Source organism: Catenulispora pinistramenti (assembly GCF_018274385.1).
Taxonomy (GTDB): Bacteria; Actinomycetota; Actinomycetes; order Streptomycetales; family Catenulisporaceae; genus Catenulispora; species Catenulispora pinistramenti.
In genome coordinates this window covers 1-14229 of the sequence record NZ_JAAFYZ010000257.1, presented here as the reverse complement: position 1 = coordinate 14229, position 14229 = coordinate 1, and the positions used below count along the sequence as shown (strand labels likewise).

Genomic DNA, 14229 nt, shown 5'->3' with positions numbered 1-14229 from the left:
GCGCCCCAGCGAACCCCAGCGCCCCAGCGAACCCGAAGCCCCGCGAACCCAAAGCACAAAAAAGCCCGCGCCCCGCTCTCCAGAGCGGGGCGCGGACTCAGGCCGGGGAGCCTGTCACCGCATCACGACAGCCGTGCCGCGGATCAGCCTGCTGTGAATCAAACTGCTGTGAATCAAACTGCTTTAAATCAACCTGCGATAAATCAGCCCTCGACAATCGCGCCGGCCGCGGCCGCGATCGCGTTCTCGGTCGGCACGCTGATCGCCGCCGGGCCGCCGAAGATCTCGATCAGGCCGGAGCCGCCGAGCGAGGCGTTGATGCCGTGCAGGGCGTTGGCCGAGAAGGCCGGCAGGCTGTTGACGTTGGTCAGCACCAGCGGCCCGCCGACCTGCGCCAGCTGCGCCGCGCCGGTGAGGGCGTCGGCGAAGGTCAGGCCGGTCGCCACACCGGCGGTGTGCTCGCCGTGGAACGTGGCGGCCACCCGCGCGGCGGAGTCGTAGCGGTCGGAGCCTGCGAACCCGGTCACGTTCGGGATGTGGGCGTTGGCCGCTGCGGTCACCGCCTGCACACCGACCGCGGACACGGCCTTGGCGCTGTGCGCCAGTGCCGCGACCGCCGGGGTCATGGTGCGGTCGTTGGTCAGCAGGATCGCCGCCGGCGCGCCGTTGTCGGCGAACACGGTGGAGGCGTACGGGCCGGCCGCCAGTGCGTCGGCGAAGCCGTTGCCGGTGGCCAGGACCACGTGGCTCGGGTTGCCCAGGGCGTTGGCGATCTTCACCGAGGTGTCGTAGCGGTTCACCCCGCCGATCCGCTGGACCTGGTTGGCCGGCAGATGCAGCGCGTTGACCACCGCCGGGGTGACCGCCGCGGTGCCGCCCAGCACGTAGACGGTGCCGCCGGGCTTGAGCACCCGGTGGATCTCGTTGATCACCTGGGCGTCGGGGACCTTGCCCGGGGTGAGCAGCAGCGGGCCGCCGACCTTCTTGGACAGCGGGACGCCGGCCAGCGCGTCGGGGAAGTTCTCGCCGGTGGCCAGGACCACCGCGTTCGCCGAACCGTTGCCGGGGTACTGCTGCTGCGAGATCTGGATGCCGGTCTGGTAGCGGTCGGCGCCGGAGATCCGGCCGACGCGGTTCTCGTCGTACGGCGCCTGGACGAAGCCCAGGGTCGCCGAGCCCACGCCGGTGGCCTCGTTGTAGCCCGGGGCCGCCTGCAGCGAGGTGTCCTGGCCCAGGATGTCGAGCCGGGAGGTCTTCATCTCGGGGGTGCCCTGGTAGTCAGGGTAGATGACGGCGAGCCCGCCGTTCTTCGTGACCTGGTGGAACTTGCCGGCGTTGGCGTAGATCGTCGGGTTCTCGAAGCCCGGCGCCACCCCGCCGTGGGCCTGCATCTGCAGCGCCTCGGTCGCGGCGAACAGCGGAGCGGACAGCGAGGTGCCGCCGCCGGCCTCCCAGTCGGGCCCGCCGTTCACGGTCTGGAAGGTCGCCAGGCCCGTGTTGCCGTCGGCGTCCATGGCGACGTCGGGAGTGGTACGCATCGGACCCTTGGCCCGCGCGCCGGTGGGCAGCGTGTCCGCCATCGCGGCCGGGACGACCCCGCGCTGGTAGAAGGGCTGCGGGATGTCCTCGGAGGTACCGCCGCCGCCTCCGGCCTCGAACTGGCCGTTCGGGTAGTTCTGGCCGGTGGTGGTGACCGGGGTCAGCCAGGAGCCGTAGGGCTCCTCGAACTGGTTGTTGCCCTTGGAGTCGATGCCCAGCGTGGTGCCGCCGACCGCGGTGACCCAGGCCGAGCTCGACGGCCACTCGGTCTGCTTGCGGGCCGAGTTCGGCTGGCAGTTGCCGCCGGTCGCGGCGTTCGCCGGGTTGTCGTCGCCGCAGTCGCCGGTGGAGTAGTTGAACCCGATGCCCTCCAGGGCGCCCTTCATGAAGATGCGGTCGTAGGCGGCCCGGGTCGCCGGGTCCTCGTTGCCCAGCGTGGTGTGCTGGACGCCGTCCATCGACGCCGAGACGATGTCGGCGGCGTGGGTGTTGACGATCCAGGACAGCGAGGCCAGCAGGTCGTTGTCCTCGCAGGAGTTCGCCGCGACGTAGAGGATGTTCGCGTCCGGGGCCATGGCGTGCACGGCCTCGACGTCCATCGTCTCTTCGCCGGCCCACTTGGTCGGGTCGCAGTCAGCCTGGTGGTTGAACGCGGCCGGGTTCGACGCCTCGCGGTACTGGCCGGGCTTGAACTGCGGCTCGTGGAACTGGCTGTTGTAGGTCGCCGCGTCCGAGGCCATGGTCGGGCTGGCGTAGGCGTCCAGGATGGCGACCGTCGCGCCCTTGCCGGTCAGGCCGGAGTTGGCCTCGCCGTAGGCGCTGCGGATCTGCGACGGGGAGTAGCCGCAGACCGGGAGCGGGTAGCCGGCAACCGAGTTCTGGCCCCAGTAGGTGGAGCAGCCGTTGCTCCCGTAGGTGGTGTAGCTCGGCTTGGTCTTGGCGGTCGAAGCCGGGGCCGAGGCCGCGGCCGGGGCAGAAGCCGGGGCAGAAGCCGGGGCGTTGATGTGCGGGGTGTCGGAGAGCCCGGACACGCCCGCGATCACGCTGGCCACCTTCGCCGGCACCATGGCCGCCGTGGACGGCGCGTAGTGGGTCTGGCCGTCGGAGGCCGTGTAGTTGGCCAGCGTGGTGCCGAAGGCCGCCTGGACCGTCGAGGCCGCGCCCTGGGTGTCGACCCAGCCGTCGCCGATGTTCGTGACCTTCAGGCCGCTCTCGGCCGCCCAGTCGGTGACCGTCTTCACCTGCGCGGCGGTCACGCCGAACTGGGACTGGATCTGCGCCGGCGTCAGGTACTTGTGGTACTGCGGGCTGCTCGGGTCGGCCACCGCCTGTGCCAGGGCCGTCATCTGGTCCTGGTTCTGCCCGGCCAGGAAGATCCGGGTGCTGATGGTCTGGGAGGCCGGGACCGCGCCCTTCTCGGCGCTCGGCGTGGCCCAGGAGGGCTGGGTGTCCGCCAGCGCGACCCGGCCGAGCGAGTCGGTGTGGCCGTTGTTCGTGGTGTCGTTCGTCTGGGCGTAGGCGGTCGACATGCCGAACGCGGCGACGACCGCGGTGGCCATCGGTATGGAACCGATGGTCAGTATCTTCGAACGCTGCTTCTTTGCGGCAGATGACATGGTGGTGAGACAACTCCCCGAGAGATGTTTGATGCGTGGACGGTGTGGGTGCCGGTTGGTTAGCCCTGGGCCCACCCGCCGACGTTGTCGTGGGTGAACTGGGTGAGTGAGCGACCGACGCCGAACGGGCCGACTGCGGGTATGGACAGCCGGCCGGCCCCCGGTACGTTGGCGTCGCACACGCGTACCACTGTCGTCTTCGTCGCTCTCACCTCCCCCGTATGCCGTGTTCGGCGAGCGTCAGGACGCTTGCCTCGACATGTGTCGGCGCCAGTTTCCAGGTTTGGTGTTGAATACCTGTTGAACAAGGGTTTGGGGAAGGGGCGCGGGGGTGAGCTCTACCGTTTGGTTCGGGCTGTTGGGCCCGGTGGACATCCGGCTGGACGGTGTCCCGGTTCCGCTGCCGTCGGCGCGGACCAGGGCTTTGCTGGCCGCGCTGCTGTGTCAGCCCAACCGGGTGGTCAGCGTGGACGGGCTGGTGGACGCGGTCTGGGGCGCCGATCCGCCGGACGGCGCGCTGACGACGTTGCGCAGCCACGTGATGCGGCTGCGCCGGTGTCTGGGCCCGGAGGCCGGCCGGTTGCAGACCGCGGCGCCGGGCTACCGGCTCCTGCTCGATCCGGCCACCGAACTGGACACCAAGATGTTCGTGGCCCGGCACCAGGCCGGCCAGGTGGCCGCGGCGGCCGGCGACTGGCGCTCCGCGGCCCGCTACGCCGCCGAGGCGCTGGCCCTGTGGCGCGGCGAGCCGCTGGCCGACGTGCCCTCCGAACAGCTCCAGCTGGACGAGGCGGCGGCCTGGGCCGAGCTGCGGGTGGAGGCGATCGAGCTGCGGGCCCGCGCGGACATCTCACTGGGCCGCCCGGCCGACGCCGCGGCCGCGATGCGCCGGCTGGCCGCCGACCACCCGCACCGGGAACCCGCCTACGCGCTGCTGATGGCCGCGCTGGCCGCCGCCGACCGGCGGGCCGAGGCGCTTAAGGTGTACCGGCTGTTGCGCACCGTGCTGGTCCGAGACCTGGGCATGGAACCGAGCCCTGAGCTACGTGCCCTGCAGCAGCGGATCCTGGCCATGGACGACAGCGCGGACGATGCGGCCGACGTAGGCGGCGCGGGCGGCGCGGGCGGCGCGGATGACGCTGGCGGGAACAGCGACGGGAACGGCGACGGGAACGGCGACGGGAACGGCGACGGAACAACAGGCGACTCGACGGCGCGGGACGAAGCAAGCACCGCCTACGTCGCCTGGCCGCCGCCGCACACGCTGCCCCGGGACGTCGCCGACTTCACCGGGCGCGACGAGCAGCTGCGCCGTATTGCCGATGCGGTTATCGATGCGGCCACCGATGCGGTCGCGGCCGGATTCGCGGATGCGCACGCCGCTGCGAGCCCGCACGCCGCCACTGACCCACAACCCGCCACTGACCCACAACCCGCCTTCGCGGCGGTCATCGACGGTATGGCCGGCATCGGCAAGAGCGCACTCGCGGTGCACGCGGCCCACCAGCTCAGCGACCGGTTCCCGGATGGCCAGCTATATGCCGACCTGCTCGGCACGTCGCCGGAACCGGCCGAACCGCGCGCCGTTTTGGCATCGTTCCTGCGTCTGCTCGGCATATCGCCGGCCGAGCTGCCGGAGCCGGACATGGAGCGGGCAGCGCTATACCGCAGCCTGCTGGCCGGCCGTCGGGTGCTGGTCGTGCTCGACGACGTCCGCGACTCCCGCCAGCTGGCCCCGCTGATCCCCGCCACCCCCGGCTGCGCGCTGTTGGCGACCACCCGGGACCGGCACGTCGGCATCGCCGGCGCGATGCGACTGTCACTCGGCACCCTGACTTCGACCGAATCGCACGCTTTGCTCACCCGCATCGTCGGCCCCGATCGGACCGCCGGGGAACCTGAGGCGACCGAGGAACTGCTGGCCGCCTGCGCCGGCTCACCCTTGGCCGTCCGAGCCGCCGGCGGCCGCATCACCGCCCGCTCCACCTGGCAGATCGCCGACCTCGCCGCGCGCGTCGGCGTTCCCGGGCGGCGGTTGGACGAGCTCAGATTCGCCGACTACGACGTGCGGGCCGGGTTCGAGGCCGGATTCGCGGCGCTCGCCGGGCTCAGCGGCTCTGCGTTCGGTGCTGGCCCCAGCCCCGTTTCCAGCGCCAGTTCCAGCTCCGAGAACACGCTGGCGATCTCGTTATGCCAGCTCGGATTGTGGAGCGGCGGGGAACTGGGTCTATCAGTCGCGGCAACCCTGCTGGGCCGCCCGGCCCCGGAGACCGAGGAGATCCTGGAGCGCCTGGTCGACCTGAACCTGCTCCAAGCGCCGCGACACGGCCGCTATCTCCTGCACGACCTGGTCCGGGAATTCGCCGCGGAGAAGGCCCAGAACCTGCTGACCGACGAGCAACGCCGAGCGGCGGCCGAGCTGTGGCGGCTGCCCCGCGCTCGGTCGGTGAAAACCCCTAGCTCAAGTTGAACGTGCTGCCGCTCATATCCTGGCCGTTGATCAGGTTCTTCACCGGCGCGTTCAGGTTGAGCACCACGTTGCCCGAGCCCGTGACCGTCTGCTGCCACGTCCTGAGTTCCTGAGCGAACTCCGCGTCCTGCTCGGCGGCCGCGGCCAGTTCCCCGGCCAGCGTGCTGACGTCCTCGGCGGAGGCCGGCAGCTCCGGGGCGGTTCCCCGGTGCCGGGCGATCAGGGCTTTGAGAGTGTCCCAAGCCTTGGCACCGGCGTCGGTGGCGATGCCGTTGAGCAGCTTCGTCAGCGCGGTCGTGAGCATGGTCGGGGTGAGTATCGGATCCATGTCAGCCTTCGTCGGTATTCCGGGAATGTGGGCCCTGTCATCCTATGCTGGGACCGTGGCAGACCCAGAGGACCAGCGGCGGACGTGGACCACCGACGTCTCGGCGCCGGTGCGCAACCTTGTGCAGGGCGAACGGTTCGACAACGCGACCATAAACATGACGGTGAATGAGGCCGCTCCGGCGCGCCCCGCTCTGGGCGTCCCCGTGATGCTGCCGGCCGCCTACGGGCCCTACACCGACCGGTTCGCCGTGCACGAGCGCCTGGACCGGATGGTGGCCGAGAACGACGTCGGCATGGTCTTGCTCGGGGGAGTGGCCGGCGTCGGCAAGTCGACAACCGCTGTTCACTACCTCAAGCACTGCATCGAAGACGACGCGGAGCGTTTCCGCGGCGGCGTCTATTACGCCGACCTGGGCGGCCGTAAGGCCGGTCTGGGGGCGTCCGTGGCCGACACTCTGGAGAGTTGGCTCATCGCCAACGGCATGCTGGCCTCGGAGGTCCCGGCCAGCCTCACCGCACGTTCTGATCTGTTCCGTCAGCTCACGGCGGGCAAGCCGGTCGCCGTCCTGATCGACGACCCGGTGAGCGCCGCCCAAGTGAAGTCGCTGCGCCCGACCTCCCCGGGCAGCCTGGTGCTGGTGACTTCCCATCGGGAGTCGGAGGACATCCAGATAGAGCACACAGCTCAGTTCGTGCCCGTGCCCATGCTGGATCCCGGCTTCGCCTTGGAACTGCTGACAAAGCTGGTCGGCGCCGACCGCGTCTCGGCGGAGCCGGAGGCCTTCGAGCGGTTGGCTGCCTTCAGCGGCGGCCTCCCGCTGATGCTGCACGTGATCGCCGCCGAGGTGAGGCGGTGGGACAGCGCCGGGGAGTTGGCCGCCCGCCTGGTCGACATCCGCACCCGGCGGCAGACTTCGAGCCGGCTCATGACCGCGGGCGGCGACCACTCGGTGAACGCGGCGTTGGAGGTGAGTGTCAGTGGTCTGCCGGAGCCGGCCCGCGTCCTGCTGCGGAGCCTGGCGGCCAATCCCGGCGGGGAGTTCGGGCCGGACCTGGTGACCTTCCTGGACGGGGACTCCGGCACGCTGGCCGACCTGGTCGCCGCCGGTCTGGTCAGCGTGCTGCACCAGCCGGGTGCGCCCCGACCGCAGCGGCGCTGGCGCCTGCACGCCTTGGTCCAGGACTTCGTGTGGTCGACGGCGCAGGACAACCTCGGCACGTTCACCGCGTTGCAGCAGTCGATCCTCGGCTTCTACCTACGCCGGACCGCCATGGCCGACCGTGCCCTCTCAAAGCGCTGGCACAGCAGTCCGGACTTCCCAGACGAGCCGCCCTTCGCCGACCCGGTGGCCGCCCTGGCATGGCTGGGAGCCGAGCAGGTCAACCTCAGGAACGCCGTCTTCACCGCGTACGATCTGGACGAACATGCCGTCACCTGGCAGCTGTGCGAGGTGCTGTGGGGCCTGTACTTCGCGACCAACCCGTTCGGCGACTGGATCGACACCCACGAGAAGGGCATCGATTCCGCGCAACGCGTGGGGAACAAGGAAGCCGAGGCGCGCCTGCGGTTGCAGCGTGGCTTCGCCTACTACAGCCAAGAGGACGTCGAGCAGGCGCTCACGGAGTTCCAGCAGGCCCTGCTGGTGGCCGAGGAGAGCGGCAGCGCCCGGGCCATCGCCGCGACGGTGGAGTCGATCGGGCTGACTGATCTCAAGCTCCGTCGACCGCAGGACGCCCTGGAGAAGTTTGGTCGGGTCCTGACTCTGGTCGCGGGCGACAATGAGGCGATCGGCAACGCTCAACGCCATCGGGCTCGCGCGCTCGGCGCCCTCGGTCCTGAATCTCGTGGCGAGGCGATTGACGTGCTGAGGCATGAGGCCATCCCGGCCTACGAACGTGCGGCCGAGGAGAAGGCCGACGGCAGCAACGCCCACAACGTGGCGCGGGCGCTGGTCGCCCTCGGCGAGTTGCTGGTCGCCGACAACCACGCCGAGCAGGCGTTGGAGCCGCTGGTCCGGGCTGTCGCCGAGTTCGACCGCCTGGGCAAGCCGTTGCACGGCGCCGAGGCCCAGGTTGTCTTGGCCTCGGCCTACGCGGCGCTCGGTCATATCGACCAGGCGGGTGCGGCGCTGGATCGGGCCACCGAGGCCCATGAGGCGGTCGGTTCGCGCAAGGCGGCGGAGATTCGGGCGCGGCGATCGGAGCTCGGGCTCGGGAGCAGTGTCACAGAGTCCTGATATCCCGATATCTTAGAAGCTCTGGTGTCGGCCGCCGCTCACGAGCTCGTTGTAGAGCACTGATGCCAAGACCGCCGGGTCCTGCCCCGGGGCCGCGTGCCGGACGATTTCGGTGCCGTCACGCAGCCGTAGCCGGCAGCGGTCGGCTTCGACCAGACCGGCGACGGTCAGGCCGGGCAGGCGGTCGAAGGCGCGCGCCGCCCAGCCTTCCGGTGCTTCGTGCGCGTCTCGGATCAGGACGTCCGCCATTTCCGCCGCGCGCCCGGTCGGCTGGGTCGCGTCAACGACGAGATGCGCGCGGTCGCGCGGGGTCGTGGCGTGATCGACTGCTGACGGGAAGCGTTCTACGCGTCCTTCGACAACGCGTGCCCACAGCGGCGAGACGCGTTGCCGGTGGTGATGGAGTACCGGGACGGGATCCGGTGTCGCCGGCCACGGCGGCTCGGGCAGCTCCAGCAAGCCGTAGAACAGGGCCCTGAGCAGCTCCAGGGAGCGTCCGGGGAAAGAGGTGACGCTGCCGGTGACGTCGGCGTGCTCGGCCGGCGTGTAGGTGTGGATCGCCTTCTCTATCTGGTCGCGCAGGGACGAGCCCGGTACCAGGTGCGGCGCCTCGCCGGCGAAGCGGGCGATCGGCGACTCGGGGTCCAGCGCGTCGGTGGGGAAGGTGGCCAGGATGGTCGGGACGCCCAGGGCGGCGGCATAGAAGGGGACTGATCCGTGGTCGCCGACGAGGGCGTCGGCGGCGAGCAGCGCGGCCCGCCAGTCGAACGGCGGGACCAGCAGGAGACCGCCTCGGCGGGCGTGGGCCAGGACCCGCTCGACCTCCGCGCGGCCGTGCGCGTGCCCGACGTTGGGGTGCACGACGGCGGCGACCAGGTAGTCGTCCACCGGCAGCTCGGCCACCAGCCGCTCGACCAGGGCGAGCTGCTGCCCGAACAACGAGCGGGGACCCCAGGTGGTGTTGACGACGACCAGCCGGCGGCCGTCGCGCAGCCCCAGCGCGGCGCGGTAGAGGTCCCGGTCGGCCGCGCTCTCCAGCAGCCGGTCGAAGCACGGGTCGCCGGCGACCACCGCGGTGTGGGCGACGGTCGGCGCGGCCTTGCGGAACCGGTCCAGCTGCTCGAAGTGCGACAGTACCTGGGCGGTCGCGATCGGGACGCCTTCGTGCAGAACCCACGGCTCCGACAACCCGAACACCGCTCGGCTCGGCTCGGCTCGGCTGCCAAATCAAGGTATTTATTATATCCCATGCCGTGTGGCAGGACGACGACCGGCGCCTTGAGTTCCCACAACGGACCACCGTGGCTCGCGGTCACGGCAAGCCCGAACCGCTTCTCGCACGCCACCCGCCAGTTCAGATCGACAACCCCGTGCTCGGCGAACAACGCCGCCACCCCGTCCCGGAACGGCGACGAGCCCGGGCACGTGAACGCCAGCCCGACGCGCGGGTCCCCGCTGAACGCCGGCAGCACGTCCAGCAGCCGGGTCGCGGCGGTGACGTTGTGGACGACCAGCAGGACCGACTGTTCCACGCCCGAGGGGAAGGTGTTCCACACCGGGGCCTCGTCCCCGTAGGGAACACGCTCCCACCTCGGTAAATCCACCCTGGAACTCCTTAGTCGCTCGTATGGTCACGATAGCGCGTGGGCCGAGCAGCGCGGCGGATAACGAGCAGCGCGATGGGGACGGCAGCCAGGCCGGCGAGCCCGCAGACCCAGAACGCGCTGTGGAATCCGCCGTTAAGCGCCGCGGCCGCGGTGGCGTGCCCCCCGTTGAGCAGAGCGCGGGAGCGCGCGGCCGCCACGGTGGACGCGACAGCGATGCCGATCGCGCCGCCGAGCTGCTGCGAGGAGTCGATGAGCCCGGAGGCGACCCCCGCGTCGTGCTCGGTGACGCCGACCAGGGCCCCGATCGATACCGGGATGAACACCCAGGTGACGCTGCCGGTCAGGAACAAGGGCCCGGCGAGGTGCCCCCAGAAGCTCCCGTGCGTGGGCGCCTGGGCCGCCCAGAGGATCCCGGAAGCGGTGAGGGTCATCCCGACCGCCATCACGACCTTGACCGACATGCGGGTGACGAGCACCTGCGCGGGACCGGCGAGCAGCACTCCGGTCAGGCCGACGGTCAGCCAGGCCAGGCCGGTCTTCATCGCGGAATACCCAAGCACCTGCTGCATATAGAGAGTGCCGATGAAGATGTATCCGTAGAAGCTGGTCCCCAGCAGGAATCCGACCGCGTTGGACCCGGCCAGGGTCCTGAGTCGGAACAAGCGCAGCGGCAGCAGCGGCGCCTCCGCCCTGGCCTCGATGACCACGAACGAGACCAGCAGAGCGGCCGCGGCGGCCAGCAGTGTCAGCGTCCGGACAGCTGCCCATCCGACCGTCGGCGCCTGTGAGATCGCGTAGACCAGGATCACCAGGGCACCGGTCACGGTGACGGCGCCGAGCGGGTCGTACCGGCGGCCGGCGTCGGGCCGCCTGCTCTCCGGCAGCACGCGCCGGGCCAGCAACAAAGTGGCCCCGCCGACGGCGACGTTGAGATAGAAGATGTACGGCCAGCCGGCGTACCGGGTGAGCGCACCGCCGGCCAGCACGCCGACGGTCGCGCCGCTGGCGCCGATGGCACCCCACAGCCCGAGTGCCTTGTTGCGCTCGGCACCCTCGGTGAACATGTTCATCACGATGGACAGCGCGGCGGGCAGCACCATGGCCGCGCCCAAGCCCTGGACCCCGCGCATGATGATCAGGAAGGTGGCGCTGGGGGCGAGTGCGCACGCCAGCGAGGCCGCGGTGAACAGCGCCAGCCCGGCCATGAACATGCGCCGGCGGCCGAGCAGGTCTGCGGCCCGTCCGCCGAGCAGCAAGAACCCGCCGAAGGCGAGCGCGTAGGCACTCACCACCCACTGCAGGTCGGACTCGGCGAAGTGCAGTTTGGTGCCGATGGTCGGCAGGGCGACGTTGACGATCAACATGTCCACGGCCGTCATGAAGTACGCCACGGCGAGCAGTGAGAACGCCCGCCATCGGCGCACCTCGCCGCCGATACTGATGGTGATGTCGTTTCCGGTGTTTGTCGCGGTCATGGGTGCCTCCGGTGTTCCTGGTGAAAGATTTCGCTCAGCGCGAGGTAGGGGCAGAGGTAGAGCTGGAGGTAGAGGTAGAGGTAGAGGTAGAGCTGGAGCTGGAGGCGTAGCTGAGGATCACGGACCCGTTCCGCAGCCGTTTCTCGTCAATGAGCTCCAGGTCGAGCCCGGAGGCGTCCACGTCCTCGAAGAGCCGTTGTCCGGAGCCGACCACGACGGGCATGATCCAGAAATGGAACTCGTCGATCAGCTGGTCGCGCACGAGGGTCTGGTCGAACCGGCTGGTGCCGTACTTGATGAGGTCCTTGCCGGGCTCGTCCTTCAACCGGGCGATGGCCTCGGACGGGTCGGGCCCGAGCAGGGTGGCGTTCCAGGTCGTCTCGGTCAGCGACGTCGACGCGACGTACTTGGGCATGACGTTGATGAGGTCGTTGTACGGGTTGCCGGTGACCTGGCCCCAGTTCGCCAGGAACTTCTCGTACGTCACCCGGCCCATGACGAACGCCTCGTAGCCGCCCAGCTGCTCCAGGGCGAAGGCGGATGACTCCTCGTCGAAGCGGGCCCACCGCTCGGGTGCTTCGATGACGCCGTCGAGGGAGACCAGGGTCGATTCGATGAGCTTGCGCATTGCCGTCCTCCTGAATGATCGCTTGATCTTCAGGACAAGGACGAACGGCGGCCCTTGAAACCGGACACGTGCCGCTAAGAAGTTTTCAGGCTCTCGACCCGCCGCTCGAACGCCGTACGCTCGGCCGCGCTGCGGGCCAGCGCGATGGCGCGCGCATAGTCCTCCCGCGCCGCGGTGTGGTGCCCGGCCCGGCGTTCCAAGTCGGCCCTGGCCGCCCAGTAGAAGGGGTAGCGGGACAGCTTCGGCTCGTCGGCCAAGGCGATCAGCTCACGGCGGCCCTCATCGACGCCGTCCCGTTCGGCCACGGCCAACGCGTGGTTCAGCGCCACGACGGGGCTCCAGGACTGTCGGGCCAGGACCTGGTAGAAGCCGACGATCCGGTCCCAGTCGGTCTCCTGGACCGACGGCGCGATCGCATGCTCGCAGGCGATGCCGGCCTCCAGATGCCAACGGGAGAGCCGATCCCCGCTGGCCGCGCGGGCCAGGTGCGTCAGACCGCGCTCGATGCGGGCCCGGTCCCACCGGCTCCGGTCCTGGTCTTCGAGGGGGACGAACACTCCGTGCCCGTCCAAGCGCGTCGACAGTCGAGCGGTGTTGAAGCAGAACAGGGCGGCCAGGGCGTGCACATCCGGATGCGCCGTCGCCTTGCTGGCCGGCAACAGCTCGGTGAGCCGCAGCGCGTCCTCGCACAGGAAGGGGCGCACCGGGTCCTGCGGGTTGCTGCCTTGATAGCCCTCGTTGAACAGCAGATACAGCGACCGCAGGACGGAGTCCCGCCGGGTGTCGATGTCAGGCAGGCCGTCCACATCGGGCAGCCGGCCCAGCCGTCGCAGTCGGCCGCGGCCTCGGTGCAGGCGCCGGTCGATGGTCTGCGTGTCGACTAGGAAGGCCTGACCGATCTCCTTGGGCGAAAGACCGCACAGCCACCGCAGGATCAGCGTCATGTGCGTCTCCCGGGTCAGGCCGGGATCGCAGACCGCGAACATCATGGCCAACTGACTGGCGTCCTCGGCGGCCGGGGCCAGCGCCGCCTCGATCGTGTCGGTGAGCGCCGTCGTCGTGGCCAACTCGGGCAGAAAGGAGCGCCGGCGCCGCTCACGCCGGATGATGTCAACGGCCCGGTTGTGGGCGGACCGGATGATCCACGCCTTCGGATCGCGCGGCAGCCCGAAGCGCCAGGCGTGCATGGCACTGACCAGCGCGTCGTGGACGACGTCCTCGGCGAGCGGAATGTTCGCCGGGCCCAGCACCTGGATCAGGGCACTGACCAGATGCGCGTACTCCTTGCGGAACAGGTCCTCGACCAGTTCCCTGGAGGAGCCCGCGCCGGGTGGCCCGTCGGTCACGATCGTCAGACCCGATGGTCCTGAACCGGCCGCACCTCGACGGAGCCACCGAACTCGTACGTCGGACAGGTCCGGGCCACGCCGACAGCGTCGTCCAGGGAGTCGGCCTCGATGATCATGCTGCCGGTCACCAGGTCCTTGGACTCGGCATAGGGACCGTCGGTGACGAGGTCGTGGCCGCGAACCGTGGCCCCCGGGTTGTCCAGCGCCGCTCCGCGCCCACTGCCGCGCCCCTGCCGCGCCAGCTCATCGGACCAGCGGTACCACTTCTCGACGTGGGCCTGAAGCTCCGAGGGGGACAGGTCGCGGCTTGAGACGGCGCCGCCCCGAAAGATCAGCATGAACTTGCTCCGCAGAGCGTGGTCCTCGCCTTCAGGCTCCGGAATCATGGGCCTACGATAACCGGCGCTGGGGCCGCACAGCTGTTGTTAGCGCTGCGCGCCGCGCGGGCTGTTTGGGGGTGGGTTCTTTTTTGGGGCTGGAGTTTGCTGGCCGGGTTGCGGTTGGTCTGTGGGTTTTAAATGCTTTTTACGGCCTTCGGTCATAGTTGTGCCGGTTCGGGGTTCGGGGTGGTGGGTGTGTTTGTCGGCTGCCAGTTCGCGTGTTCACAACCCCGGCGCACCTCAGGCCTCTTCAACTCCAGCAAGTCAGGGCAAGGGCAAGATCAACGGCACAGGCCAGATCAAGAGCAAGACCAACGGCCCAGGCGAGATCAAGAGCTGAAGGTCAAGGTCAAGGTCAAGGGCTGTGGTGAAGAGCCGGGCCTCCGGCGGGCCTCGACAACCTCAGGGAAACTAGCGCGGTTCCCTCGGGTGGCCGGGTCAGTCTCAGCGGCTGCGGTTTGTGACGTGGTGCGGTCCGTTCCCCACGGTCGCGTCGTCAGCCCGATGGGTACAGCACCGGTGTCCGGGGGTAAAGTCCGCGCGCGGCGGTTGGCCATTTGAGCTGCGGTTTTGTTCAGCGCGAACTTGACCCCCGGCC

10 protein-coding genes are annotated in these 14229 nt (G+C 69.9%); 3 read left to right on the top strand and 7 right to left on the bottom strand.

Annotated elements, in window-relative coordinates:
* Nucleotides 1-203: 203 nt before the first annotated feature.
* Nucleotides 204-3155 carry a cell wall-binding repeat-containing protein gene (locus KGQ19_RS42160; protein ID WP_212020085.1) on the bottom strand — a complete coding sequence of 984 codons (2952 nt, stop codon included), beginning with the start codon at nt 3153-3155 and terminating at the stop codon, nt 204-206.
* A 331-nt stretch (nt 3156-3486) separates the two neighbouring features.
* Between KGQ19_RS42160 and KGQ19_RS42155 the strand changes: the two genes are divergently transcribed.
* A complete protein-coding gene (locus tag KGQ19_RS42155) occupies nt 3487-5625 on the top strand; it encodes a BTAD domain-containing putative transcriptional regulator (RefSeq protein ID WP_212020083.1) in 2139 nt (712 codons plus the stop codon).
* On the opposite strand, the gene KGQ19_RS42150 is transcribed toward KGQ19_RS42155, so the two are convergent.
* The gene (locus KGQ19_RS42150) at nt 5612-5953 is read right to left on the bottom strand and encodes a hypothetical protein (RefSeq protein WP_212020081.1); all 342 of its coding nucleotides are present in this window, start codon (nt 5951-5953) and stop codon (nt 5612-5614) included. The two genes, KGQ19_RS42155 and KGQ19_RS42150, sit on opposite strands and share 14 nt — an antisense overlap.
* A gap of 55 nt (nt 5954-6008) precedes the next feature.
* On the opposite strand from KGQ19_RS42150, the gene KGQ19_RS42145 reads away from it, so the two are divergent.
* On the top strand, nt 6009-8192 hold the full coding sequence (locus KGQ19_RS42145) for a tetratricopeptide repeat protein (protein ID WP_212020079.1): 2184 nt from the start codon (nt 6009-6011) through the stop codon (nt 8190-8192).
* Nucleotides 8193-8204: 12 nt separating this feature from the next.
* Here the strand turns inward: KGQ19_RS42145 and KGQ19_RS42140 are convergent, their stop codons facing one another.
* The gene (locus KGQ19_RS42140; protein ID WP_212020077.1) at nt 8205-9380 is read right to left on the bottom strand and encodes a CDP-glycerol glycerophosphotransferase family protein; all 1176 of its coding nucleotides are present in this window, start codon (nt 9378-9380) and stop codon (nt 8205-8207) included.
* Nucleotides 9381-9470: 90 nt separating this feature from the next.
* On the opposite strand from KGQ19_RS42140, the gene KGQ19_RS42135 reads away from it, so the two are divergent.
* Complete coding sequence (locus tag KGQ19_RS42135) at nt 9471-9767, top strand: hypothetical protein (protein ID WP_212020075.1); 297 nt, start codon at nt 9471-9473, stop codon at nt 9765-9767.
* Nucleotides 9768-9807: 40 nt separating this feature from the next.
* On the opposite strand, the gene KGQ19_RS42130 is transcribed toward KGQ19_RS42135, so the two are convergent.
* From KGQ19_RS42130 to KGQ19_RS42115, 4 genes are all read right to left on the bottom strand, one after another.
* The gene (locus tag KGQ19_RS42130) at nt 9808-11274 is read right to left on the bottom strand and encodes an MFS transporter (protein WP_212020073.1); all 1467 of its coding nucleotides are present in this window, start codon (nt 11272-11274) and stop codon (nt 9808-9810) included.
* A gap of 34 nt (nt 11275-11308) precedes the next feature.
* Nucleotides 11309-11902, bottom strand: coding sequence for a dihydrofolate reductase family protein (locus tag KGQ19_RS42125; protein ID WP_212020072.1), 594 nt, complete (start codon nt 11900-11902; stop codon nt 11309-11311).
* Nucleotides 11903-11976: 74 nt separating this feature from the next.
* Nucleotides 11977-13248 (bottom strand): RNA polymerase sigma factor, encoded by a 1272-nt coding sequence (locus KGQ19_RS42120; protein WP_212020070.1) that lies wholly within the window; start codon nt 13246-13248, stop codon nt 11977-11979.
* A gap of 5 nt (nt 13249-13253) precedes the next feature.
* Nucleotides 13254-13637 (bottom strand): YciI family protein, encoded by a 384-nt coding sequence (locus KGQ19_RS42115; protein WP_230420284.1) that lies wholly within the window; start codon nt 13635-13637, stop codon nt 13254-13256.
* Nucleotides 13638-14229 lie beyond the last annotated feature (592 nt).

What these genes read in the sequence shown, in the direction of transcription:
- KGQ19_RS42150 (WP_212020081.1), bottom strand. Translation starts at nt 5,953, where the DNA reads ATGGATCCGATACTCACCCCGACCATGCTCACGACCGCGCTGACGAAG.
- KGQ19_RS42130 (WP_212020073.1), bottom strand. Translation starts at nt 11,274, where the DNA reads ATGACCGCGACAAACACCGGAAACGACATCACCATCAGTATCGGCGGC.
- KGQ19_RS42160 (WP_212020085.1), bottom strand. Translation starts at nt 3,155, where the DNA reads ATGTCATCTGCCGCAAAGAAGCAGCGTTCGAAGATACTGACCATCGGT.
- KGQ19_RS42115 (WP_230420284.1), bottom strand. Translation starts at nt 13,637, where the DNA reads ATGATTCCGGAGCCTGAAGGCGAGGACCACGCTCTGCGGAGCAAGTTC.
- KGQ19_RS42125 (WP_212020072.1), bottom strand. Translation starts at nt 11,902, where the DNA reads ATGCGCAAGCTCATCGAATCGACCCTGGTCTCCCTCGACGGCGTCATC.